Origin of the sequence: Caulobacter ginsengisoli (assembly GCF_030814835.1) — a bacterium.
GTDB classification, from domain to species: Bacteria; Pseudomonadota; Alphaproteobacteria; order Caulobacterales; family Caulobacteraceae; genus Caulobacter; species Caulobacter ginsengisoli.
The window spans coordinates 369,874-392,229 of sequence record NZ_JAUSVS010000002.1 but is presented as its reverse complement, the minus strand read 5'-3'; the positions used below and the strand labels follow the sequence as shown (position 1 = coordinate 392,229).

The following is a 22,356-nucleotide window of genomic DNA, read 5'->3' as shown; positions in this document are numbered from 1 at the left end:
CGCCTTCACAACCCCGAAGCCATCTGCCGGTTGGGCAGGGTCGGGGCGCCGGGAATGGTCGGAACGCCGGAGGGCAGCGGCCCGCGCGGGTCACGGATAAAGGCGGCGACATCGGCGATGACCTTGGCCCCCTGCTTGTCGCGGGTCAGCAGGTGATAGCCGTTGGCGTAGTAGGCCGAGCGGTCGGTCTTCTTCAGCCGGCCGGCCGCCTGGAAGCTGGGCCGGGCCGGAATGATCGGGTCATGCTTGCCATAGCAGTAGAGCACCGGGGCCTTGAGCCGGCCGGTCGAGGCCCAGGCCTGCTCCATCAGATCGACCATGCCGTAGAGGGTGTCGTTGCGCGCGCCCCAGATCATCAGGTTGTCGCGGCCCATGGCGACCAGTTCGTCATGATTGTCGGTGGGCCAGATGTTGCGGACCAGCGCCTCGGGCGGCTGCATGACCTTGGGCCCGGCGACATGGGCGGTGATCCACAGGGCGGTCTTGTAGGGGATGGGCTGGTTGGACCAGCCCCAGACCGCCGGCGCCAGCAGGACGATGCGATCGACCGCCGGGGCGCTGGGGTCGGCCATGGTGATGATGGCGTCTGCCCCGCCCATGCTCTCGCCCATCAGGGTCAGGGTCGCGCCCGGATGGCGGGCGCGGACCAGGCCGACGAAGGTCATGACGTCGCGCTTGATCAGATCCTGGCCAGCCCAGACGCCGCGATTGGGCGAGCGGCCATAGCCGCGCTGGTCGAAGGCATAGGTGGCGATCCCCTGCCCGGCCCAGACGGGGGCGGCGACGTGGAAGGCGTTGGCGTAGTCGTTCATGCCGTGCAGGGCGACGACCACCGCCGTCGGCTCCTCGGGCGCCGACCAGACGGTCATGCCCAGGCGCGCGCCGTCGAAACTGACGAAGCTGTCGCCGTCCAGGCGCGGACCGGCAAAGCCGGTGTCCGGGCGGCCGGCGGCCTGGATGATCGGCGCGCAGGCCCCCAGGGTCGACACGGCTGCAGCGGAGGCCAGGAAGACGCGGCGGTTCATGGGCCGAGTATTTCGCGAACTTTGGCGCGAAGAAAAGGCGACACTTCGTCCCCGAACCAGGGGTTGCGCTTCAGCCAACCGGTGTTGCGCCAGGACGGATGCGGCAGGGGCAGATAGCGGGGCAGATAGTCCCGCCAGCGTCGCACCGTCTCGGTCATGTTGGCTCCGGCCGCCTCGCCCAGGGCCCAGTCTTGCGCGTAGGCGCCGACCAGCAGGGTCAGTTCCGGGTTCGGCAGCGCGGCCATCAGCCGCGGCCGCCACAGCCGGGCGCAGCGCGGCGGCGGCGGATAGTCGCCGCCCTTGGGATTGGTCCCCGGAAAACAGAAGGCCATGGCCGCCACCCCGATCTCGCGGCGGCCGTAGAAGGTCTCATAGTCGATCCCCATCCACTGGCGCAGCCGGTCGCCGGAGGGGTCGGTGAAGGGGACGCCGCTCTCATGCACCCGCCGGCCCGGCGCCTGGCCGATGATCAGCAGACGGGTGTCGGGCGTCACCCAGGTCACCGGCCTGGGCTCATGCGGCAGCTCGCCGGCGCAGGCGCGGCAGGCGGCGATCTCGGCGAGCACGGCAGCGAGGGACATGGCCCCTAGGCGGGATCGGGACGCTTCAGGCGGTAGACGCCCTTGAAGGTGTCCGGGTCGGCCGGCTTGCCGTGGCGCAGGATCACCAGCCGCCCCTGCCTTGCCATACCGATGGCCTCGTTGCGCACCCGGCCGAGCTGCCGGCGCCAGCCCTCGGCGTCCAGCGCCTTGGCGACGGCGGCGGGATCGATGCTCTTGCCCTCCGGCGCGGCGGCCAGCAGGGCTTCGATGGCGTCTTCGATGGGCGAGGTCATGCCAAGGGGCCTATCCCATCCGAGGGCGTGGCGTCACGTCGGAATTGTCGGTCTCCAGCCCGGGCGCGCGGACCATCCACTGGCCGCCACGGCGCACCAGCAGCACCTTCGACAGAGCATCGCCGTTGTCGAACTGTTCGGTGACGAAGCCCTGCAGGAAGTCGAAGTCCTTCTGGTCCTGCACGTGACCGACCAGCAGGGTGCTCTTGTCCAGCACCGCCACCGTCAGTTCGCCCGGCCCCTCCAGCTCCTTGCGGCGCCAGAAGGCGTCGTCCAGCAGCAGGCTGGGCGCCAGGTCGTCATTGGCCGACACCAGCACCAGGCCCGGCGCGACGGTTTCGAACTGGATGTCGGTCATCGCCGCCAGGGTGGCGGTCCGGGCCGAGGCCCAGATGGCGTCCTGGTCATCGCCCAGTTCCTTGCGCACATCGCTCCCCAGCGGGTAGCGATAGGCGTCCGGAGTGTTCTGACCCAGCAGTATCACCAGATCGCCGGTGAACGGGCGGGAGAGGGGCGGATCGTCCATGCCCTGCTCCTTCTGCAATCGCGCCAGTTCGGCGAGGTAGGACGCCGGCCGGATCAGCAGCCGCATGTCGGCCCGCACGATCGGTAGGGTCTGGTTCATGGCCATCGTGACCCGGACGAACCGGCCGATAATCTCGTCGAGCGCCGAGGGGTTGTTGGCGTACTGCCGATAGGCGTTGCCCAGGTAGAGCTGGGCCGGCTCCTTTTCGCCCGGCGCGGTGATGTCCAGCTCGTCGACGCTCTTGCGGGTCACCTTCAGCTGCGGCGCGGCCTGATGCAGCGCCTCGACGAAGCGGTCGGTGAACGCCCTGGGGGTCAGCAGCGCCGCCTCCGCCCAGGCCCCGGCCAGCGGCGCCAGCATCAGGCAGAAGGCCGCCAGGACCGGGGCGAATCCGGCCGTTCTCCTCGTCAGGGCGATCATGGGGCCAGCACTTTCCATTTGCCGTTGCGCCTGACCAGCAGCCTGTCCCTGACGGGCGGCGAGTCAGGGTCTGGATCGGCCAGGTAGGCGCGCAGCTCCGCCACCGCCTGGGCGTCGCCCTCGTGGGCGATGAAGATGTAGTCGGCCAGCACCAGCGCCACGAGGTCACCGTTGCCCTTCAGCTCGGGCTGGGACCAGAAGCCGTCGTCGTCCAGCAGCGGAACCGCAGCGCCCGCCGCCGTCGCCACCTGCAGGTTGCCCTCTAGGCCCCGCAGGGTCGGCGGGCCGGGCCGTGGCCCGCTGGCGCCGAGCAGCACGCAGGCCACAAGCAGGGCCAAAAGCCTGGACATTCCTGTTCGCATCGGCGGCGAGCCTCGCTATGAGCAAACCCGAGTGAGGGATGTTGAGCACATGGACGGCGGAGACGAAATAGTCGGCGGGCCGCGGCTGATCGCCGAGGGCGAATGGGCCGGCTGGCAGTACTGGGGCGATCACGATCCCTTCGAGCACCAGTCGGGGCCCTATTATTTCCGCGACGAGCCGGACGGGACGGTGCGCTGCGCCTTCCGGGCCGAGAGGAAGCACATGAACGGCGGCGGCTTCATGCATGGCGGCTGCATGCTGACCTTCGCCGACTACGCCCTGTTCTGCATCGCCCGCAAGGAGCTGCTGGAACAGCACGCCGTTACCGTCAGCCTGAACGGCGAGTTCGTCGGCCCCGCCCATGTCGGCGACCTGGTCGAGGCGGTCGGCGAGGTAGTCCAGGCCGGCCGCTCGATGATCTTTCTGCGCGGCATCGTCTCGACGGGCGGGCGGCCGATGCTGACTTTTTCCGGCATCATCAAGAAGGTCGGGCGCCGCGCGCCATGAGCCTGGAGCCGGCCACAGAGGAAGACCTGCCGGCGATCATGCGGATCGAGCGGACGCCGGGCTATGAGCTGTTCATTGGCCACTGGGACCTGGAGACCCATAAGGCGCACATGGCCTCGACCGACGCCCGCTACTTCGTCTGGCGCGATGACGGGGTGGCGGGTTTCGCCATCCTTCTGGGGTTCGATGGGCCGCACCCGACGGTGCAGCTCAAGCGGCTCGGGGTTGGCCGGCCGGGCAAGGGGCTGGGCACGCGGTTCCTGCGGGCGGTGATGGCCCACGTCTTCGAGACCACCGACACCCACCGCTTCGAACTGCAGTGCAACATGGCCAACCCGCGCGCCCTGCATGTCTACGACCGCGAGGGCTTCACCGTGGAAGGGATCAAGCGGGATATCTACCGCATGGAAGACGGCTCGTTCTCCTCCTCGGCCTTCCTGTCGATCCTGCGGCCGGAATGGGCGGCTAGGGCGCCGGGACGACCTTGATCGACACCACCTGGCGGATCGAGCGCTCCGGCCGCTTGTCGGCGTCGATCACCAGCCGAAGGGGTCCGTCGTCGGCGGCCAGCGGGCCGTCGGCCTTGCGGTCGGCCAGGATGATCGCCCCATCCCGGAACGAAGCGTCGGCCTCGGCCAGCGACAGCACCACGCGATAACCGTCGGCGGCGGTGATCACTACGACCGAGGCCACCGGCTTGCCATGCAGACGTGGGCCGGAGGGAACACCGGCTTCCTTCAACACAGCGCTGAGCAGAGCGCCTTCATAGGCGGTCGCCTTGTCGCCCGAGCGCAGACTGGCGGTCGCGCGCGGCAGATCAGCCAGGTCGGCGGTCGTGAAGCTGGTCACCTTGCCGTTCAGCCCGGTCACGCTCAGGCTGGAGGCACCCAGGTTTGAAGAGGGCGCACCCGGCGCAAGGATGGGAGACGGCAGGGCCGGCGCCGGGACCGGCGGCTTTGTCCGCTGAGCCGAGGGCAAGGCTTGCCAGTCGTCCTGCGCCCAGGCGGGGGCCGCCAGCAGCAGAAAGATGGCCGCCGCCCGGCGGATCAACTCACACCCGCCTTGGCCGCCGGCCGGGCCAGCATGCCCTCGTACCAGTGGCGGACATGCTCGAACTCTTCCGGCACCGAGAACTTGGCCATGCGCGAGAAGTCGATGGCCGTGGCGGCCAGGATGTCGGCCATGGTGATGCGGTCGGCGGCGATATAGGCGCTCTCGGCGAGGCGCCGGTCGAAGAATTTCAGCACCCGGGTGGCGGCGGCGCGGTTGCTGTCGGCGATCTCGGGGATCTGCTTTTCCAGCGCCGCCAGGGCCGGGTGGCTGTGGCGCACGGTCATCATCAGCGGGTTGGACAGCATCAACTCGGCCCGCCGGGTCCACATCTCGATGACGGCGGTTTCCTTGGCGTCGACGCCGAACAGGTTGGGCTCGGGATAGACGCTCTCCAGATAGCGGCAGATGGCCACCGACTCGGTGATGGTGGTCTCCTCGTCGATCTCCAGGGCCGGCACGTTGGGCAGGCCCGTCTTGGCCAGGTAGTCGGGCGCGCGGTGCTCGCCCTTGAAGACGTCGAGATTGACGATCTCGATGTCGTCTATGCCCTTCTCGGCCATGAACCAGCGCACCCGGCGCGGGTTGGGAGCCCGGAAGCTGTCGTAAAGTTTCATGGCTATTGGCCCGCGATCAGGCCGGCCGGCATCAGGCCCACGACCGAGGCGGTCAGGCAGGTGGCCAGGAAGCCGGCGATCATTGCCTTCCACACCATGCCCATCACCTCGGCCCGGCGGCTGGGCACCAGCACGCCAAAGCCGGCGACGTTGATGCCGACCGAGGCGATGTTGGCGAAGCCGCAGAGGGCATAGGTCATCAGGATGCGGGTGCGCTCGGAAAGCTCGGTCATGCCCGACAGCTGGATGAAGGCGGTGAACTCGGTCAGCACCAGCTTGACCCCCAGCAGCCGGCCGGCGACCGGCGCCTCGCCCCAGGGCACGCCGATGCACCAGGCCAGCGGCGCGAAGACAGCGCCCAGGCCGCGCTCGATGCTCATCGGCTCGCCGCCGACGGGCGGAAAGGCCCCCAGGATGTGGTTGGCCAGCGCCGCCAGGGCCACGAAGACGATCAGGGTGGCGCCGACATTGAGCACCACGTTGAGGCCATCGCCCGTGCCCTTGATCAGGGCGTCGATGGAACTGTCATAGGTCTTGTCGGTCCCGCCATCGAGCTCCTCGGTGGCCTCGCTGGGGTCGGCCGGCATCATGATCCGGGCCAGCAGGATGCCGGCCGGGGCCGAGATCAGCGAGGCGGTCAGCACGTGGGCCGCGGCGTTGGGAATGGCGTTCTGCAGGATGGTGACATAGGCCACCAGGGTCGAGCCCGAGACGCAGCTCATCCCCACCGCCAGCAGCATGAACAGCTCCGAGCGGGTCAGCTTGTCCAGATAGGTGCGGATGAAGATCGGCCCCTCGATCTGGCCCATGAAGATGGTCGCCGCCGCCGCCAGACCGGGCGGGCCGCGCAGGCCCATGGTCTTCTGGAACAGGATGCCGAACAGCTTGGTGATCCATTTGAGGATCTTCCAGTGCCACAGCAGCGCCGACAGGGCGCAGATCACCAGGATCACCGGCAGCACCTGGAAGGCGAAGATGAAGGGCGCGGCCTTGGGGTCGGTCAGGGCGAACGGCGGCGGACCGCCGGCGAGGAAGCCGAACACGAAGGCGGTGCCGGCCTGGGTCGCGCTGCGGATGCTCTCCACGAACGCCCCAACCCCGTCGAAGAAGGCCTGGCTGCCGCCGCCCTGTCCCAGGCCGAAAAACAGGCCGATCAGGATCGCCTGCACGGCCAGGGCGCCGATGGCCAGCTTCCATGGGAAGCGCTTCCTGTTCTCGGAAAGCAGCCAGCAGATGCCCAGGACGACGGCGATGCCCGCCAGGCTCTGGAGGTTTTGCAGCGCGTACATGTGTGTCCCCCGGTGACAGCGGGACAGTTTGACATTGATCTGTGGGCTGCGCGCAAGGGCGTTGATGGCGCCCCTCGGAACCCTGGCCCGGCGCGCGGGTTTGCCTTTGGAAGCCCGCAAGGAGGTTCCCATGGCCGATAGCAGCAAGATTCAAGGCGAAGGCGACTACATTTCCGGCAAGCGCTACCAGAAGGAACAGACCGAGTTCGCCAGGTCCGGCAAGGTCGACAAGGCGGCCCATGAGGCCGAGGACGCCCTTGAGGGGCCTGAAGCCGCCGAGCTGGAACGCGCCCGGCGCGAAACCGCGGCCGGGCGCCCCAAACACTAGCCGCTACTTGCCGAGAAGTTCCTGCACCAGCGCCGTGCGCCCATACACCTTGGTCAGCGCCTCGGTGATCGCCGCCGTCGACACCACGACCGTCCGGTTGACCCGGCCGTCATAGCCGTACGCCCCGCCCAGGCTGTGGATATTGCCGTCGAAGGCCGCGCCGATCACCTCGCCCTTGGCGTTGATCACCGGCGAGCCGGAATTGCCGCCGATGATGTCGTTGGTGCTGACGAAGTCGAAGACGGTGTCGGGGTTCAGCTTATCCTTGGCGTCGATCCAGCGCTGCGGCAGGGCGAAGGGCTCCTGGCCGGTGGCGCGGTCCCAGAGGCCGCCGATGCGGGTGAAGGCCGGGACGTCCGCGCCGCGATAGCTCCAGCCGGCGACCTTGCCGTAGGAGAGGCGCAGGCTGAACGTCGCATCCGGATAGACGCTCTCGCCATAGACCGCGAACCGGGCCTGGGCGATCTTGCCGGCCGCCCGGTCGGTCGGGCCCGATACCGAAGACTCCCAGATGGTCCGCACGGCTCTGGCGTCCGGATCCGTCTTCAGCACGAACTGGATCATCGGATCGTCCGAGGCCATGACGGCGGCCAGGCCTCCATCCCACAGCGCCTTGCGCACCGCCGGGTCGGCCAGCTTGCTGCCGGCCACCAGACGGGCGGCCAGGGCGTCGGGGCTGTCCTTGCCCAGGATGGTCTTCACGGCCGGGGCGTCGACGGTCAGGTATTCCCGGGTCTTGAGCAGCCAGTGCTCCATCTGCAGGGTCTCGATCTGCGGATCGACCGGGCGCGGGTCGAGCAGGCGCTTGGCCTCCAGCGGCAGGCGCACCTCGGCATAGTCGCTCATACGCTCCGCGTCGGGCTTGGCCCGTTCCTGGCCGGCGCGCACCAGCGTGCGGGCCCAGCCGAACAGGCGCGAGCCGCGGCCAGCTTCGGATTCCAGCTGGCGATAGACCAGGAAGTTGTCGGCATAGGCCTTCTGGGCGGCGGCGATGTCCGCCCAAGGATCGCCGATCTCGGCCGACAGCTTGGGATCGGCGGCGACCTTGGCGCGCAGCTCGGCCTCTGCGGCTCGCTTTGCGTCCATGAAGGCCTTGTCGTTCAGCACCATCTGGCGGCCGAAATAGACCTTGAAGCTGTTCTCCAGGCCAAACAGGGGCTCGTTGGCGATGCGCTTCTGCTCGGGGCCCTGCTCGCCGAACTGGATCAGCCGGCCGCGCAGCTCGGAGCGCTGCAGCTGGCCGATCGGGATGCCCAGGTCCCGCAGCGTCTCCAGCTGCGAGACGGTCAGCAGGCGGTCGGTCGAGCCGGGATTGCCGGCCACGAAGGTCATCGAGCCCTCGGCCGGCGCGTTGGGATTCCACTTCAGGAACTGCGGGGTGGCGGCCGGCTTGTCGCCGTCATAGAGGCGCAGGAAGGCGCTATCGAGATCGAAGCGGGGGAAGTTGAAATTGTCCGGGTCACCGCCGAAGAAGGCGATGTCGAACTCCGGCGCGAAGACCAGCCGCACGTCGGTGTAGCGGCGGTACATGTAGACCTTGTACTGGCCGCCCCGGTAGAAGCTGATGGTCTGGCAACGCCGGCCCGGGACGTCATTGCAGATGGTCTTTTCAGCGACGGCCTGAGCCGCCTCCTTGGCCTGCACATAGGCCGCGCCGACCTTACCCTCGCCCGCCGCCTTGATCTGGCCGGTGACGTCGGTGATCGAGATCAGCACCTCGGCGGTCATGCCCGGGCATTTGCCCTCATCGCTACGGGCGTCGGTCAGGAAGCCGTCCTTCACATAGTCCTGGCCGGCCTTGGACAGCGCCTTGGTGCAGTCGACGACGCAGTGGTTGTTGGTCAGCACCAGCCCGGCCTTGGAAACCAGCGAGGCCGAGCAGCCCGGAATGCGCACGGCGGCGGCCTGGACCCTGTCCAGCCAGGGCTTGTCGATCTTCACCCCATAGTCCGACTGCACCTTCGCGGCCGGGAAGTTGTCGAAGGTCCACATGCCTTCGTCGGCCCAAGCGGGGGCGACGGCGGCGGTGGCGAACAGGGCGGCCAAAACGGCGCCGGCAAAAGTGCGGAATACGGTCATGAACCCCTCGTACTGGCCGACCCGGTCGGCAGAAACGTGCGCAAGATGCGGCAATAGCGCGCAACCTGTCCCCATGGCGAGTCGGTAGCGGCGCCGGTTACCCCGATTTAACTTGGACGCAGGTGATCCTAGCGTCCATACGGAGGACCCTGTTCGCCGGAGGGGTTGTAGAGCGTATGTCGCTCGCGCTTTCTACCTTGCTTTACGAGTGGCGCCGCTACATGGCCGCCATCGTCGCTTTGGGTGTCGCGGGCCTGCTGGTCCTGGCCCAGGTCGGCATGTTCATGGGCATCGGCAAGTCGTTCACCGCCCAGATCGACCGGGCCCGGGCCGATGTCATGGTGCTGGGCCCCGGCGCCACGGCCCTGTTCAACGGTGGCCCCTCGGGCCTGCCCCGCCGCCTGATGGGCGTGGTCTACCGCCATCCCGAGGTGATCCAGGTCGCCCCGCTGGACGGCTCCGGCGGCCGCTTCCAGAACATCACCCCGCCCGACAACAGCGGCGGCCCGCCCAAGGCGCGCAAGATGGAATTCGTCAGCGTCACGGTGATCGACCCGATCCAGGGCTATGTGACCGTGCCGACCGACTACAGCGACGCCCTGATCGAGACCCTGCGCCAGCCCTATGCGGTGGCGGTGGACCAGACCGCCCTGGCGCGGCTGGGCGTCAAGGTCGGCGACAAGGCCGTCTACAACGGCAAGACCATCACCATCGCGGCGACCACCACGGGCTATCCGAACGTGATGCAGCCGGTGCTGGTCATGTCGCGCGACACCCTGCGCATGCTGGGCGAGGCCGACACCGGCGAGCGGGTTGGGCCTCTGATGGTCAAGCTGGCCGATCCTTCCCGCGCCGAGATCGTCGCGGCCCAGCTCAACAAGGCCTCGGGCGGCAAGTTCAAGGCCTGGACCCGCCAGCAACTGGCCGCCGCCAACCAGGCGTCGATGTTCAAGGAGGCCTTCATCGTCATCCTGCTGGGCTTTTCCGCGGTGATCGGCATCTTCATCGGCGTGGTGATCACCTGGCAGACCCTGCGCGGGGCGATCATGGCCAACATCAAGGAGTTCGCCTCGCTGCGGGCCCTTGGCGTCTCGATGAGCGACCTGCGCCAGATCGTCATGGAGCTGAGCTTCTGGGTCGGCGTCGTCGGCATCGCCCTGGCGGGCCTGTTGACCTGGGGCGTGGCGTGGCTGGCGGGGGTCTTCTCGATGACCATGGCCTTTCCGCCGTTCATGGTGGTGGGCGTGGTCATTCTGCTGCTGCTCATCGCCCTGGCCTCGGGCTTTCTGAGCCTGGGCGTTCTCAAGAACAGCCAGCCGGCGGACCTGCTGCGATGAGCCGCAAGCCGCGCACCGACCATTCCGAGAAGCGGGGCGAGATCGCCATCCAGGCCCATGGCCTGGTCAAGCGCTTCAAGACCGGCCGCACCTTCGTCGAGGTGCTGAAAGGCGTCGATTTCGACGCCCGCCACGGCGACGTGACCATGGTCATGGGGCCGTCGGGTTCGGGCAAGTCGACCCTGGTGGCGGCGCTCTCGGGGCTGCTCAAGCCCGAGGAGGGCCAGGTCAGGGCCCTGGAAGCCGCGGACCTGTGGAAGCTGTCGCCCACCCGCATCGACCGCTTCCGGCTGGACCATTGCGGCTTCATCTTCCAGGGCTTCAACCTGTTCCCGGCGCTGAACGCCAAGCAGCAGGTGATGACCGCCCTGCACTATCAGGGCGTCCCCAAGGGCGAGGCCCACCAGCGGGCCCTCCAGGCCCTGGAAGAGGTCGGCCTGACGCCCAAGATGAACCAGAAGCCCTCGGAGATGTCCGGCGGCGAGAAGCAGCGCGTGGCCATCGCCCGGGCGCTGGCCAAGAACCCCAACCTGATCTTTGCCGACGAGCCGACCAGCGCGCTCGACGGCGAGAACGGCCAGGTGGTTATCCGCCTGTTGCGCCGGGCCGCCACCGAGCGCGGCGCGGCGGTGATCTGCGTGACCCACGACCCGCGCCTGGAGGCCTATGCCGACCGGGTCATCCACATCGAAGACGGCCGCATCCTGGACGACGTTCGGCGCACGCCCGACGCCAACCCCGCGCCGCTGAGCCATTGAGTTAGAGGATCGAAACGCCCCATGCCCGGGTTCCTGCGCAGCCGTTGGTTCTGGATCATTGTCGTGATCGTCGCCCTGGTGGTCGGCGGCGGCTACTTCGTGAAGAGCCAGGCCAAGGCCAAGAAGAAGCAGCTTGAGGCCGCTGCGGCCCAGGTGGGGCCCAGCCCCTATGCGGCCATCGGCAACGGCAAGGCCGATGTCGAGGGCGGCATCATCCAGGTCGCCGCCCGCCGCGGCGGCGTGGTCCGCGAGGTCTATGTCCAGGAAGGCGACGTGGTCACCAAGGGCCAGATCCTGGCCCGTCAGGAGGATGACGATCCCCGCCTGGCCGTCGCCGCCGCCCGGGCCGCGGTCGCCCAGAGCCAGGCCCAGATCCAGGTCATGCAGGTCAAGCTGACCGCCGCCCGCCGCGAGTACAAGCGGCTGGAGGATCTGTCGGCCCGCAACTTCGTCGCCCGCCAGCGCCTGGACCAGCAGGGCGACCAGATCCATGACTGGGAAGCCCAGATCGCCGCCCAGCGCGCCGCCGTCCAGACCCTCCAGGCCCAGCTGGCCGAGGCCCAGTACGCGCTGGAACTGACCATCATCCGCTCACCGGCCAACGGCCGCATCGCCCGCCGCTACGCCAACCCCGGCGCCGGCGCCTCGACCCTGAACGTCTCCAACATGTTCGACCTGGAGCCGGACACCGCCCGCATCGTCCGCGCCGAAATCGTCGAATCCGACCTGCCCAATGTCAGTATCGGCCAGCAGGTCGAGATCCAGCCGGAGTCCGACCCGACCAAGGCCTATGTCGGCACGGTCCTGCGCCGCGCCGCCGTGTTCGGCGCCCGCAAGCTGGCCTCGGACGACCCGACCCAGCGCTCCGACGAGCGCGTCGTCGAGGTCGTGGTCAGCGCCAATGACGCCCCGTTCCTGATCGGCCAGCGGGTGCTGGTGAAGTTCATGAAGCCGGGGTTCAAGGCTGGGGAGAAGCGCGATCCGCCGAAGGTCGCGGTGAAGAAGAAGTAGCCCTGCACGAACAGCTCTAAAAATGGGCCGTAGCGTCACGCTTGACGCCCCCTCTCCCGCACCGCACAACGCGGCCCGAATTCAAAAACGTTCCAGGGAGAGCGAACTCATGTCGGACATCCGCTTCGACGGCAAGGTGGCCATCGTCACGGGCGCGGGCGGGGGCCTCGGCCGTCAGCACGCCCTGGAGCTGGCCCGGCGCGGGGCCAAGGTCGTGGTCAACGACCTGGGCGGCAGCATGGACGGCTCGGGCGGCGGCTCGGAGGCCTCCCACGCGGTGGTCGAGGAGATCAAGGCCCTGGGCGGCGAGGCCATCGCCAACGGCTCCAGCGTCACCGACGACGCCGGCGTCGCCCGCATGGTCAAGGACACCATGGACCAGTGGGGCCGCATCGACATCCTGATCGCCAACGCCGGGGTGCTGCGCGACAAGTCGTTTTCCAAGATGGACCTGCCCGACTTCGAGTTCGTGCTGGGCGTCCACCTGCTGGGCACGGTCAAGCCGACCAAGGCGGTCTGGGAGATCATGCGCGAGCAGAACTATGGCCGTATCGTCTGCACGACGTCGTCGTCGGGCCTCTACGGCAACTTCGGCCAGTCCAACTATGGCGCCGCCAAGCTGGGCATCATCGGCTTCATGAACACCATCAAGCTCGAGGGCCAGAAGAACAACGTCCACATCAACGCCGTCAGCCCGGTCGCCGCCACCCGGATGACCGAGGGCCTGATGCCGCCGGCGGTGCTGGAGAAGCTGAAGCCGGAATATGTCACCCCGGGCGTCGTCTATCTGTGCTCGGAAGAGGCCCCCACGGGCTGCATCCTGACCGCCGGCGCGGGCGCCTTCGCCCTGGCCCGGATCGTCGAGACCGAGGGCGTCTACCTGGGCGAAGACGGTCTGTCGGCCGAGGAGGTCCGCGACAACTGGGCCAAGATCACCGACGAGACCGGCCAGAAGGCCTATTTCGCCGGCGGCGAGCAGGGCCAGAAGTTCTTCCGGAAGATGTCGGGCGGCTGATCGTCCAGGACGAAATCAGTGGGTGTGGCGCGGTCATGCCCACTTTTTTCGCACTGATGAATTACAAATATTGAAATCTGTAATTTGATACCCACATGCCAATCACAGCAAGCATGGGAGATTGCAGAATGAAGACGATCCAACTCGGAAAAGACGGCCCCACGGTTTCCCGCGTGGGCCTGGGCTGCATGGGGATGTCGGGCATGTACGGCCCGGCCGACCGCGCCGAGTCCCTCGCCACCATCCATGAGGCCCTGGAAGCGGGGGTGACCCTGCTGGACACCGGCGACTTCTACGGCATGGGCCACAACGAGATGCTGATCGGCGAGGCGCTGAAGGGCGGCAAGCGCGACAAGGCCTTCATCTCGGTCAAGTTCGGGGCCCAGCGGTCGCCCGACGGCCAATGGATCGGCTACGACGCCCGGCCCGAGGCCGTGAAAACCGCCCTCGCCTACACCCTGCAGCGGCTGGGGGTCGACCATATCGACCTCTATCGCCCTGCCCGGCTGGACCCCAACGTGCCCATCGAGGATACCGTCGGGGCTGTCGCCGACTGCATCAAGGCCGGCTGGGTCCGGCATCTGGGCCTCTCGGAAATCAGCGCCGCGACCCTGCGGCGGGCCCATGCGGTCCATCCCGTGCGCGATGTGCAGTTCGAATATTCGGTGATGAGCCGGGACCTGGAGCGCGAGCTGCTGCCGGCCGCCCGCGAACTGGGCGTCTCGATCACCGCCTATGGCATCCTCTCGCGCGGCCTGATCTCGGGCTCCAAGCCGGGCGGCGGCCAGGTCGGGGATTTCCGCGGGTTCATGCCCCGTTTCAGCGGCGACAACCTGGCGGCCAACCAGAAGCTGATCGACGCCTTCGCCCAGGTGGCCGCCAGCAAGGGCGCCAGCGTCGTGCAACTGGCCGTGGCCTGGGTCCTGGCCCGGGGCGAGGATATCGTGCCGCTGATCGGGGCCCGCAAGCGTAGCCAGCTGCAGGAAACGCTGGGCGCCCTGGCCCTCGACCTGACGGCCGAGGACCTGGCGGCCATCGAGGCGGCGATTCCGCCTGGCGCCGTGCAGGGCGACCGCTATCCTGCCCCGCAGATGGCCCATCTCGAAGCATGACCACGGACGACCCCAGAGGCCGCATCCTGGATGCGGCCGAGGCGCTGCTGCGCCGCCACGGCCCCGACAAGCTGGCCGTGGTGGACGTGGCGCGGGCGCTGGGGATGAGCCACGCCAACGTCTACCGCTATTTCGGCTCCAAGACCGAGCTGTTCGGCGAACTGGTGGCCCGGTGGCTGGGCCGGCTGGAAGGCCCGCTGGCCGCCATCGCCGCCGAGCCCGGCCCGGCGCCGGACCGGCTGAAGCGCTGGGCCCTGACTCTGCACCGCCAGAAGCGCGAAAAGGTCAGCGTCGATCCGGAGATGTTCGCCGCCTTCGACAAGGCCGCCGAGATGGCCCGCCCCTCGGTGGCCGGCCACCTGGCCCATCTGCACGCCCAGCTCACCGCCATCCTGGCCGATGGCAAGGCGGCGGGGCTGTGGCCCGGCGTCACCGAGCACAGCGCCCTGGACGTCTTCACGGCGATCAGTCCGTTCAGCCACCCGGCCCTGGTCCTGGCCGACGGCGCGACCGATCGTTCCGCCCAACTGGCGCGGGTCATCGACCTGATCGACGCGGGTTTGCGAAGTTCAACCTGAGAGGGGTTGCATACCGGGCTTTCTAACGATCTCATGTTCCCCACGCGCCAGCCAAGAGCGCTTCGGGAGACACGCCCTTGACCACCGCCCCGCCCAGCGGCGCCGGCCGCAAGCTGTCGGCCGCCACCATCGCCGCCTTCGCTGTGTCGGCCCTGCCCGTCGGCACCCTGACCACGCCGCTGCTGGTCTATCTGCCCAACTACTATGCCGGCCTGATGGGCATCTCGCTGACCGCGGTCGGGGCAGTGTTCTTCCTGGTCAAGGTCCTGGACATCGGTTTCGACCCGGTGATGGGCATGGTCATGGACCGCACCACCACCAGGATCGGCCGCTACCGGTTCTGGCTGGTGGTCGGGGCGCCGATCCTGATGCTGGGCGTCTGGATGCTGTTCATGGCGCCGCCTGGGGTGGGCCAGGCCTATCTCTTCGCCTGGCTGGCCGTCCTCTATGTCGGCTATTCGCTCTATGTGCTGTCGACCGTGGCCTGGGGCGCGGTCCTGGCGCCCACCTACCATCTGCGCAGCCAGGTCTTCGCCTGGGCCCAGGTGGCCGGGGCAAGCGGGGCGGTGATCGTGCTGACCCTGCCCTCCATCCTGGCCGGAAAAGCCGGCGGCACCGGCGACATCGGCGTCGTGCAGCTGATGGGCTGGATCGTCGTCATCTCGATCCCGATCTGCGCCGCGATCACCGCCCTGGGCGTGCGCGAGCCCATCGTGCCCCGGCCCAAGGGCAGCACCCGGGTCGAGCTGAAGGATTTCCCGGCGCTGATCCTGCGGCCCAGCATGGCCCGCCTGTTGCTGGTGGACATCTGCCTGACCCTGGGGCCGGGCTTCACCTCGCCCCTCTTCCTGTTCTTCTTCCGCCAGGCCCGCGGCTACACGCTGACCGAGGCCAATGTCCTGCTGCTGATCTATCTGATCGGCAGCCTGCTCTGCGCCCCGCTCTGGGCGCTGGTGTCGCGGCGGCTGGGCAAGCACAAGACCCTGATCGCCGCGGCCGGGCTCTATGCCATCGCCCAGACCCTGGTGGTGACCATCCCGCACCACAGCGTCGGCCCGATGGCGATCGGCATGTTCCTGGCCGGCGGCATCGCCTCGGCCTTCGCCTTCATGGTTCGCTCGATGGTGGCCGATGTCGGCGACGAGGTGCGGCTGGAAACCGGCAAGGACCAGATCGGCCTGATCTATGCCCTGATCACCAGCACGGCCAAGATCGGCACGGCCAGCACGGTGATGATCACCTATCCGCTGCTGCAGCACCTGTTCGGCTTCAACCCCGCGCCCGGCGCCGTCAACACGCCTGAAGCCCTGCACGGCCTGGTGCTGATCTACACCATCCTGCCGGTGGTCATGGTGGCCCTGGGCGGGGTGGTCATGCTGGGCTACAAACTGACCGGCGAAAAACACGCCGAAATCCGCGCCGCCCTGGATGAACGCGACGCCCAGGCCGCCCTGGAGGCCGAGAAGACCGCCCTGGCGGCGATGAGCGGCGAACCGCTGGTTACCTGAGGACCGCGTCCCGCAGCGTCGCGGCGGCCTGACGGAAGGCCACGGCGGCCGGACTGTCATTGTCCCCCGCCGTCAGCGGCCGGCCCTCGTCGCCGCCCTGGCGCAGGGGGATGTCGATCGGCACCTGGGCCAGCAGGGGCACGCCCAGCTTGGCGGCCTCGGCCTTGGCCCCGCCCTCGCCGAAGATGTGGATCGGCGCGCCCGTGACCGGGTCGGGGAAGAAGGCCATGTTCTCGACGACGCCCAGGACCGGCGTGCCGGTCTTGCCGAACATCGCCACGGCCCGACGGGCGTCGATCAGGGCCACCTCCTGCGGGGTCGAGACGATGACCACACCGTCCAGCTTGACGCTCTGGATGACGGTCAGGTGGATGTCGCCTGTTCCGGGCGGCAGGTCGATGATCAGTACGTCCAGCGGACCCGTTTGGCCCCATGCCACGCCGGCGGTCATCTGGCGCACCGCGCCCGAGGCTCTGGGTCCTCGGAAGATCATCGGGGAGTCGCCCTCGGCGATGAAGCCGATCGACATCACCTCCACCCCATGGGCCTTGAACGGGATCAGCTTGCCGTCGGCGAAGGCCGGCTGGCCCGAGACGCCCAGCATGCGCGGGGCCGAGGGGCCGAAGATGTCGGCGTCGGCCAGGCCCACCGCCAGGCCCATCCGGGCCAGGGCGCAGGCCAGGTTGACCGAGACCGTGGACTTGCCCACCCCGCCCTTGCCGCTGGCAACCGCGATGACATGCTTGACGTTGGCGGGGCGGACGGCGGTTTCGGAGGGACCGACCCGGCCTTGCGGGTCCTCGTTCAGCCGTCCGGTTCCCGATTGCTTTGGGGCCGGCTTGGAGGCTGGGGCGCCGCCCGAGGCGGTGGTCAGCACCACCTGGGCCCGCTCGATTCCTGGCAATCCGGCCAGAGCCTTCTCGGCGGCATCGCGCACAGGCGCGTAGAGCTGGGCGACGGCGGCGGGGACTTCGAGCATGAAGCCAGCCCGGCCATCGCGGATCACCAGGCCCTGAACCAGCCCAGCCGCCGCCAGCCCCTTGCCGCTGGATGGATCGCGGATACCATCCAGAACCGCCAGCGCGGCGTCCATGTCGGTCGATGTGGAGTGGCCCATGAATTCCGGTTCAGCTTGCGTTGGGGGCTTAGGGGTCTCATATCCGGCTGACCGCGCCGGCTTGCAAGGCCCGCCCGCACAACGACGGAAAGACGCGCAAGTCGCATGCCCTGGAACGACAACGCCAACCCCGGCCCCTGGGGCGCTCCGCCGCCCGACAAAGAGCCCGGCAAGAAGCCTGACAAAGCCTCGGGCGACCGGCCCTCGCCGGACCGTGAACCGGAGCGCGGCCCCCCGCCGCGCCGACTGCCTCCGCCGTCCGGCAACCCGCCGCCAGACCTGGACGAACTGCTGCGCCGCTTAAATCAGACCTTCCGCCGCCTGACCGGCGGTGGTGGCGGCAATCCCCTGGGCGGCGAGGGCGGCGCCGGCATCGACCAGCGCACGATCTACATCGTGGCGGGCGCGGTGGTGGCGCTGTGGGTGTTCTCGGGCATCTACATCGTTCAGCCGACCTATAAGGCGGTGCTGATGACCTTCGGGGCCTACACAGGTGACACAGGCCCAGGCCTGCACTACCACCTGCCCTGGCCGCTGCAGTCGGTAAAACAGATCGACTTCACCACCCTGCGCACGACGGCGATCGGCACGATCTCGGCCGACGACAGCGTCCAACCCTCCGACAACTCGACCCTGATGCTGACCGGCGACGAGAACATCGTCGACCTGAGCTTCACGGTGCAGTGGCGGGTCAAGGACGCCGGCAGGTTCGTGTTCAACATCGACAACCAGGCCCAACTGCTGACCACGGTCGCCGAGAGCGCCATGCGCGAGGTCGTCGGCCGCACCCCCCTCAGCCCGATCATCAGCACCGGCCGTGGCCAGGTCGAGGACCAGACCGCCGCCCTGATGCAGCGCATCCTGGACAGCTACGGCGCCGGGGTGACCATCGTGGCCGTTCAGATCAAGGAATCAGGCCCGCCCAAGGCCGTGGCCGACGCCTTCGTCGAGGTGGCCAGCGCCAAGCAGGACGCCCAGAAAATGGCCAACCAGGCCCAGGGCCAGGCCGCCAAGATCGTCCAGGACGCCAAGGGCTATCAGGCCCAGGTCGTGCAGGAAGCCCAGGGCGAGGCGGCCCGCTTCAACTCGGTCTACGCTCAGTACAAGCTGGCCCCCGGCGTCACCCGCCAGCGGCTCTATATCGAGACCATGCAGAAGGTGCTGGCCGGCTCGACCAAGGTCATCGTCGACAGCAAGGGCGCCAGCGCCCCAATCATCCTGCCGCCCGACGTCTTCCGGCCCAGAGCCCCCGTCGCTCAAGCCCCGGGAGCCGCCCAATGAACCGCAACACCCTGACCGGCTGGGCCGTCGGCGGCCTGCTGTTCGTCGTCCTGCTGGCCAACAGTCTCTTCGTCATCGACCAGACCGAACAGGCCGTGGTCGTGCGGCTGGGCGATCCGGCGCGCATCGTCAACGGACCGGGCGGCGACGGGCCGGGCCTCAAGCTCAAGGTCCCCTTCCTGGAAAACGTAGTCCGCTTCGACAAGCGCAACATCGGGGCCGAACGCGACGCCGGCGAGATCACCGCCGGCAACCAGGAACGGCTCGTGGTGGATGCCTATATCCGCTACCGCATCGTCGATCCGCAGGCCTTCTACCAGCAGCTGCACAACACCACCGACGCCGAGCAGACCCTGGGCCTGATGGTCACCTCCTCGCTGAAGAAGGCGCTGGGCCGGGTGCCCTCGCAGGAGATCATCTCGAGCCGCCGGGCCGAGGTGATGCAGATCACCAAGGAGGATCTCAAGCGCCAGGCCGAGCGCAGCCGGCTGGGTATCGAGATCATCGACGTGCGCATCAAGCGCGCCGACCTGCCCAAGTCCAACGCCGACGCGGTCTTCGAGCGCATGAAGTCGAACCGCCAGCAAGAGGCCGCGGCCTTCCGCGCCGGCGGCGCCCAGCAGGCCCAGCAGATCCTGGGCAAGGCGACCGAAGAGGCCGAGACCATCCGGGGCCAGGCCGACGCCGACCGAGCCCGCATCTTCGCCGCCAGCTACGGCCAGGACCCCGGCTTCGCCGCCTTCTACCGCTCGATGAAGGCCTACGAGCAGTCCCTGGCGGGCGGCAACACCACCCTGGTCCTGTCCCCCGACAGCGCCTTCTTCAAGTATTTCAGCCAGGGGCCGGGGGGCTAGGCCCCCGGTTGCGTGACGCCGGCCGTCGGGTTAATCAGCCGGACGGTCGGCAGTTCACCGAGGCGTCGCTGTCCCGAGAGGGAAGCTAAACCTGCCATCTGAAACGACTTCGCTCCGCTCCCCTTGGCGCCGCGTCGTAAGCCAGCGACCATCGACCCTCTTCGGCGCCTTGGAGGATCAAGCGATGTCCAGGGTCATGTTTCCCTACGCCGTGAACGACATTTCGGCGCTCGCCAAATCGATGAGCCGCGAACTTGGCGCCGCCGAGGGCCGGCCCGGCCATGTCCAGCTGCTCAACATGCTGGCCCGCGCGGCCGGATACCGGAACTACCAGCACTTCCGCGCCGGCGCGGAAGGAACGCCGGAGCAACCACCGCCCGCGCCGATCGCCGACCAGGGTCTGGTCGAGCGGGTCGCCCGGCATTTCGACAGCGAAGGGCGGCTGCTGCGCTGGCCTTCGCGCGATAGCCACGTGCGGCTGGCGCTCTGGGCCCTGTGGGCGCGGCTGGAGGCGGGCGCGGTCCACACCGAGCGCGAGATCAGCGCGGTGCTGAAAACCCTGCATGTCTTCGGCGACCACGCCCTGCTGCGGCGGGCCCTGGTCGACTATGGGCTGGTCACCCGCACGGCCGATTGCCGGGACTACCGCCGGATCGAACAGCCGCCGCCCGCCGACGCCCTGGCGCTCATCCGGCGGCTTGCCTCAAGCCGGCATTAGCCCCACATCCCTTCCCGGACCTAGGGAGGGGATGCCATGGCAGTCGCGATCACCGAAGAGACCCTGACCACCCCGCGCCACACCACCGGCTTCCTGGCCTGTGGGCCGGCCGACGGACCGCTGATGATCTTCGTCCACGGCTGGCCCGAGCTCTCCTGGAGCTGGCGTCATCAGCTGCCGGTGTTCGCCGGCCTGGGCTTCCGGGCCATCGCCCCGGACATGCGCGGCTATGGCCGCTCCAGCGCGCCCGGCCGGCACGAGGACTATGCGCTGCAGGAGATCGTGGCCGATATGATCGAGCTGCTCGACCACCTCGGCGCCGAAAAGACTGTCTGGGTCGGTCATGACTGGGGCGCGCCGCTGGTCTGGAGCCTCGCCCAGCAGCATCCTGACCGTTGTCATGGGGTCGCCAATCTCTGCGTGCCCTACATCCCGGCGGGATTCGCGCCGGAAAACCTGATCCCGCTGGCCGACCGGACGGTCTATCCGGAGGCGCGGTTTCCGGCGGCGCAGTGGGACTACCAGCTATTCTACCAGGAGAACTTCCCCGCCGCCGTGGCCGGCTTCGAGGCCAATGTGCGCAACACGGTCAGGCTGCTGTTCCGGAGGGGCAGCCCCGACGGCAAGGGCCAACCGGTGCTGACCGCCATGGTCCGGGCCATCGGCGGCTGGTTCGGCCCGGGCGCCCCGGCCCCCGAGCTGCCGCGCGACGAGACCGTGCTGACCCAGGAGGACGAGGACCGCTACACCGCGGCCCTGGAGCGCAATGGCTTCTTCGGGCCGGACAGCTGGTACATGAACCCGGCGGCCAACATCGCCTACGCCGAGCGAGCCAGACACCAGTGGCGGCTGACCATGCCGGCCCTCTTCCTGCACGCGGCCTACGACTACATCTGCGAGACGACCGACTCGCGACTGGCCGAGCCGATGCGCGAGCACTGCGCCAACCTCACCGAGGGCTTGGTCAAGTCCGGCCACTGGATGGCCCAGGAACAGCCGGCGGCGGTCAACGCCCACCTGGCCAAGTGGCTGGCGGCGCAGTTTCCGGCGCTCTGGCCTTAAGGGGGCGGCTTGCGGGCGTCGTTGAGCAGCAGCGCCGCCGCGTAGAGCACCACCACGACCACGCCCCAGCGGATGACCTCCAGGGGCAGCGACTTGATCACGAAGGCGGCCAGCAGCACGGCAGGGATGCCGCCCAGGGCCAGGCCCAGCACCACCTTGAGGTCGATCCGCTCGGCGGTGACGAAGCGCATGCCGCTGACCGGCATCAGGAAGGCGCAGGCCCCCATCATGATCGGGAAGATGGCGGTGGGGTTCAGACCCATCAGGCTGAGCAGGATGAGCGAGGGCGCATAGAGGCCGATGCCGAACGTCATCAGCGCGCCCAGCACGAAATGCAGCGCCACGGCCAGGGCGAATTCCATCGGCGGCAGGCTGAGCGCTTCGCCGCCGGCCGGCATCAGGCCCAGGTTCTTCATGGCGTAGAGCCCGGCCGCCACCACCAGCGCCAAGCCCACAACCCCCTGCACCACCCGCACCGGCAGGCGTGTGACGATGGGCGCCCCGACCAGGGCCCCGGCCACGGCGGCGGCGATGCAGCCGGCCAGCAGCATGGGGTCGACCTTGACCAGGGTGATGAAGATCAGCGCCTGGGCCACCGTCGGCAGGGCGTGGCCGGCGTTGAGGGTGGCCGGCATGAAGCTGTCCGGGACCAGCTTGCGCAGCTTCAGCCAGGCGGTGGTCGGAGCAAAGGAGCCGATGCCCAGGGTGTCGAAGAAGTTGGTCACGGCGCCCAGCAGAACCGCCTCGGCCTTGGGGACCAGTTCGTGACGGGCGGCGGCGGTGCGGATCAGCACGGCCGCGAAGGCCAGGGCCAGGACGGCGAGCCCGCCCAGCAGGATTGTGACGATCATGGCCAGGCCCCCAAGCTGTGGCTGGAGTTGGCCACGGGTCCGCCCCCCGCGCAATGGCCCGGCCGGCATGACCTCGATCAAGGCGCGGGCCGGACGGGCGCCCCATTCTGAGGTC

General features: G+C 68.6%; 25 protein-coding genes. 14 read left to right on the top strand and 11 right to left on the bottom strand.

The window, feature by feature from the left end:
- Positions 1 to 5 precede the first annotated feature (5 nt).
- From QO010_RS07170 to QO010_RS07150, 5 genes are read right to left on the bottom strand one after another with little or no spacing between them, the layout of a single operon-like run.
- The gene (locus QO010_RS07170; RefSeq protein WP_307347765.1) at positions 6 to 1,025 is read right to left on the bottom strand and encodes an alpha/beta fold hydrolase; all 1,020 of its coding nucleotides are present in this window, start codon (positions 1,023 to 1,025) and stop codon (positions 6 to 8) included.
- Positions 1,022 to 1,606 carry a uracil-DNA glycosylase family protein gene (locus QO010_RS07165; protein ID WP_307347764.1) on the bottom strand — a complete coding sequence of 195 codons (585 nt, stop codon included), beginning with the start codon at positions 1,604 to 1,606 and terminating at the stop codon, positions 1,022 to 1,024. Before QO010_RS07165 ends, QO010_RS07170 begins: the two co-directional genes overlap by 4 nt.
- Before the next feature lie 5 nt (positions 1,607 to 1,611).
- Positions 1,612 to 1,860 carry a DUF3253 domain-containing protein gene (locus QO010_RS07160; protein ID WP_307347763.1) on the bottom strand — a complete coding sequence of 83 codons (249 nt, stop codon included), beginning with the start codon at positions 1,858 to 1,860 and terminating at the stop codon, positions 1,612 to 1,614.
- Positions 1,861 to 1,870: 10 nt separating this feature from the next.
- The gene (locus tag QO010_RS07155; protein ID WP_307347762.1) at positions 1,871 to 2,806 is read right to left on the bottom strand and encodes a DUF1444 domain-containing protein; all 936 of its coding nucleotides are present in this window, start codon (positions 2,804 to 2,806) and stop codon (positions 1,871 to 1,873) included.
- Positions 2,803 to 3,156 carry a hypothetical protein gene (locus tag QO010_RS07150; RefSeq protein ID WP_307347761.1) on the bottom strand — a complete coding sequence of 118 codons (354 nt, stop codon included), beginning with the start codon at positions 3,154 to 3,156 and terminating at the stop codon, positions 2,803 to 2,805. Before QO010_RS07150 ends, QO010_RS07155 begins: the two co-directional genes overlap by 4 nt.
- A 61-nt stretch (positions 3,157 to 3,217) precedes the next feature.
- Here QO010_RS07150 and QO010_RS07145 point away from each other — a divergent pair, with 61 nt between their 5' ends.
- Both QO010_RS07145 and QO010_RS07140 read left to right on the top strand, forming a co-directional pair.
- Positions 3,218 to 3,676, top strand: coding sequence for a PaaI family thioesterase (locus tag QO010_RS07145; protein ID WP_307347760.1), 459 nt, complete (start codon positions 3,218 to 3,220; stop codon positions 3,674 to 3,676).
- Positions 3,673 to 4,164, top strand: a complete 492-nt coding sequence (locus QO010_RS07140; protein WP_307347759.1) for a GNAT family N-acetyltransferase — start codon at positions 3,673 to 3,675, stop codon at positions 4,162 to 4,164. Before QO010_RS07145 ends, QO010_RS07140 begins: the two co-directional genes overlap by 4 nt.
- Here QO010_RS07140 and QO010_RS07135 read toward each other — a convergent pair.
- The 3 genes from QO010_RS07135 to QO010_RS07125 form a co-directional block, all read right to left on the bottom strand.
- Complete coding sequence (locus tag QO010_RS07135; RefSeq protein ID WP_307347758.1) at positions 4,142 to 4,546, bottom strand: molybdopterin-dependent oxidoreductase; 405 nt, start codon at positions 4,544 to 4,546, stop codon at positions 4,142 to 4,144. The genes QO010_RS07140 and QO010_RS07135 overlap by 23 nt on opposite strands.
- Positions 4,547 to 4,722: 176 nt before the next feature.
- Positions 4,723 to 5,343, bottom strand: coding sequence for a glutathione S-transferase family protein (locus tag QO010_RS07130; RefSeq protein WP_307347757.1), 621 nt, complete (start codon positions 5,341 to 5,343; stop codon positions 4,723 to 4,725).
- Positions 5,344 to 5,345: 2 nt separating this feature from the next.
- Positions 5,346 to 6,632, bottom strand: coding sequence for a NupC/NupG family nucleoside CNT transporter (locus QO010_RS07125; RefSeq protein WP_307347756.1), 1,287 nt, complete (start codon positions 6,630 to 6,632; stop codon positions 5,346 to 5,348).
- Positions 6,633 to 6,762: 130 nt separating this feature from the next.
- Here QO010_RS07125 and QO010_RS07120 point away from each other — a divergent pair, with 130 nt between their 5' ends.
- A complete protein-coding gene (locus QO010_RS07120; RefSeq protein ID WP_307347755.1) occupies positions 6,763 to 6,960 on the top strand; it encodes a hypothetical protein in 198 nt (65 codons plus the stop codon).
- Between the two features lie 3 nt (positions 6,961 to 6,963).
- Here the strand turns inward: QO010_RS07120 and QO010_RS07115 are convergent, their stop codons facing one another.
- Complete coding sequence (locus QO010_RS07115) at positions 6,964 to 9,039, bottom strand: S46 family peptidase (protein ID WP_307347754.1); 2,076 nt, start codon at positions 9,037 to 9,039, stop codon at positions 6,964 to 6,966.
- A 176-nt stretch (positions 9,040 to 9,215) separates the two neighbouring features.
- On the opposite strand from QO010_RS07115, the gene QO010_RS07110 reads away from it, so the two are divergent.
- The 7 genes from QO010_RS07110 to QO010_RS07080 all read left to right on the top strand — a co-directional run bounded on the left by QO010_RS07110 (position 9,216) and on the right by QO010_RS07080 (position 16,358).
- Positions 9,216 to 10,376 (top strand): ABC transporter permease, encoded by a 1,161-nt coding sequence (locus QO010_RS07110; RefSeq protein ID WP_307347753.1) that lies wholly within the window; start codon positions 9,216 to 9,218, stop codon positions 10,374 to 10,376.
- Positions 10,373 to 11,134: an ABC transporter ATP-binding protein gene (locus QO010_RS07105; protein WP_307347751.1), complete on the top strand. Its 762-nt coding sequence runs from the start codon at positions 10,373 to 10,375 to the stop codon at positions 11,132 to 11,134. Before QO010_RS07110 ends, QO010_RS07105 begins: the two co-directional genes overlap by 4 nt.
- 21 nt (positions 11,135 to 11,155) lie before the next feature.
- The gene (locus tag QO010_RS07100) at positions 11,156 to 12,145 is read left to right on the top strand and encodes an HlyD family secretion protein (RefSeq protein ID WP_307347749.1); all 990 of its coding nucleotides are present in this window, start codon (positions 11,156 to 11,158) and stop codon (positions 12,143 to 12,145) included.
- Positions 12,146 to 12,254: 109 nt separating this feature from the next.
- Positions 12,255 to 13,160, top strand: a complete 906-nt coding sequence (locus QO010_RS07095; protein WP_307347747.1) for an SDR family NAD(P)-dependent oxidoreductase — start codon at positions 12,255 to 12,257, stop codon at positions 13,158 to 13,160.
- A gap of 128 nt (positions 13,161 to 13,288) precedes the next feature.
- Positions 13,289 to 14,272 carry an aldo/keto reductase gene (locus QO010_RS07090; protein WP_307347745.1) on the top strand — a complete coding sequence of 328 codons (984 nt, stop codon included), beginning with the start codon at positions 13,289 to 13,291 and terminating at the stop codon, positions 14,270 to 14,272.
- The gene (locus QO010_RS07085; RefSeq protein ID WP_307347743.1) at positions 14,269 to 14,850 is read left to right on the top strand and encodes a TetR/AcrR family transcriptional regulator; all 582 of its coding nucleotides are present in this window, start codon (positions 14,269 to 14,271) and stop codon (positions 14,848 to 14,850) included. The genes QO010_RS07090 and QO010_RS07085 overlap by 4 nt, the downstream gene beginning before the upstream one ends.
- 77 nt (positions 14,851 to 14,927) lie before the next feature.
- Positions 14,928 to 16,358 (top strand): MFS transporter, encoded by a 1,431-nt coding sequence (locus tag QO010_RS07080; RefSeq protein WP_307347742.1) that lies wholly within the window; start codon positions 14,928 to 14,930, stop codon positions 16,356 to 16,358.
- Here the strand turns inward: QO010_RS07080 and QO010_RS07075 are convergent.
- A complete protein-coding gene (locus QO010_RS07075; protein WP_307347740.1) occupies positions 16,351 to 17,475 on the bottom strand; it encodes an Mrp/NBP35 family ATP-binding protein in 1,125 nt (374 codons plus the stop codon). The two genes, QO010_RS07080 and QO010_RS07075, sit on opposite strands and share 8 nt — an antisense overlap.
- A 105-nt stretch (positions 17,476 to 17,580) precedes the next feature.
- Between QO010_RS07075 and hflK the strand changes: the two genes are divergently transcribed.
- The 4 genes from hflK to QO010_RS07055 all read left to right on the top strand — a co-directional run bounded on the left by hflK (position 17,581) and on the right by QO010_RS07055 (position 21,390).
- The gene (gene hflK / locus QO010_RS07070) at positions 17,581 to 18,756 is read left to right on the top strand and encodes an FtsH protease activity modulator HflK (RefSeq protein ID WP_307347739.1); all 1,176 of its coding nucleotides are present in this window, start codon (positions 17,581 to 17,583) and stop codon (positions 18,754 to 18,756) included.
- A complete protein-coding gene (gene hflC / locus QO010_RS07065; RefSeq protein ID WP_307347737.1) occupies positions 18,753 to 19,610 on the top strand; it encodes a protease modulator HflC in 858 nt (285 codons plus the stop codon). Before hflK ends, hflC begins: the two co-directional genes overlap by 4 nt.
- Positions 19,611 to 19,794: 184 nt before the next feature.
- Positions 19,795 to 20,328, top strand: a complete 534-nt coding sequence (locus QO010_RS07060) for a DUF2087 domain-containing protein (protein ID WP_307347735.1) — start codon at positions 19,795 to 19,797, stop codon at positions 20,326 to 20,328.
- Between the two features lie 36 nt (positions 20,329 to 20,364).
- A complete protein-coding gene (locus QO010_RS07055; RefSeq protein ID WP_307347732.1) occupies positions 20,365 to 21,390 on the top strand; it encodes an alpha/beta fold hydrolase in 1,026 nt (341 codons plus the stop codon).
- Here the strand turns inward: QO010_RS07055 and QO010_RS07050 are convergent.
- Positions 21,387 to 22,241: a permease gene (locus tag QO010_RS07050; protein WP_307347730.1), complete on the bottom strand. Its 855-nt coding sequence runs from the start codon at positions 22,239 to 22,241 to the stop codon at positions 21,387 to 21,389. The genes QO010_RS07055 and QO010_RS07050 overlap by 4 nt on opposite strands.
- Positions 22,242 to 22,356: the final 115 nt, after the last annotated feature.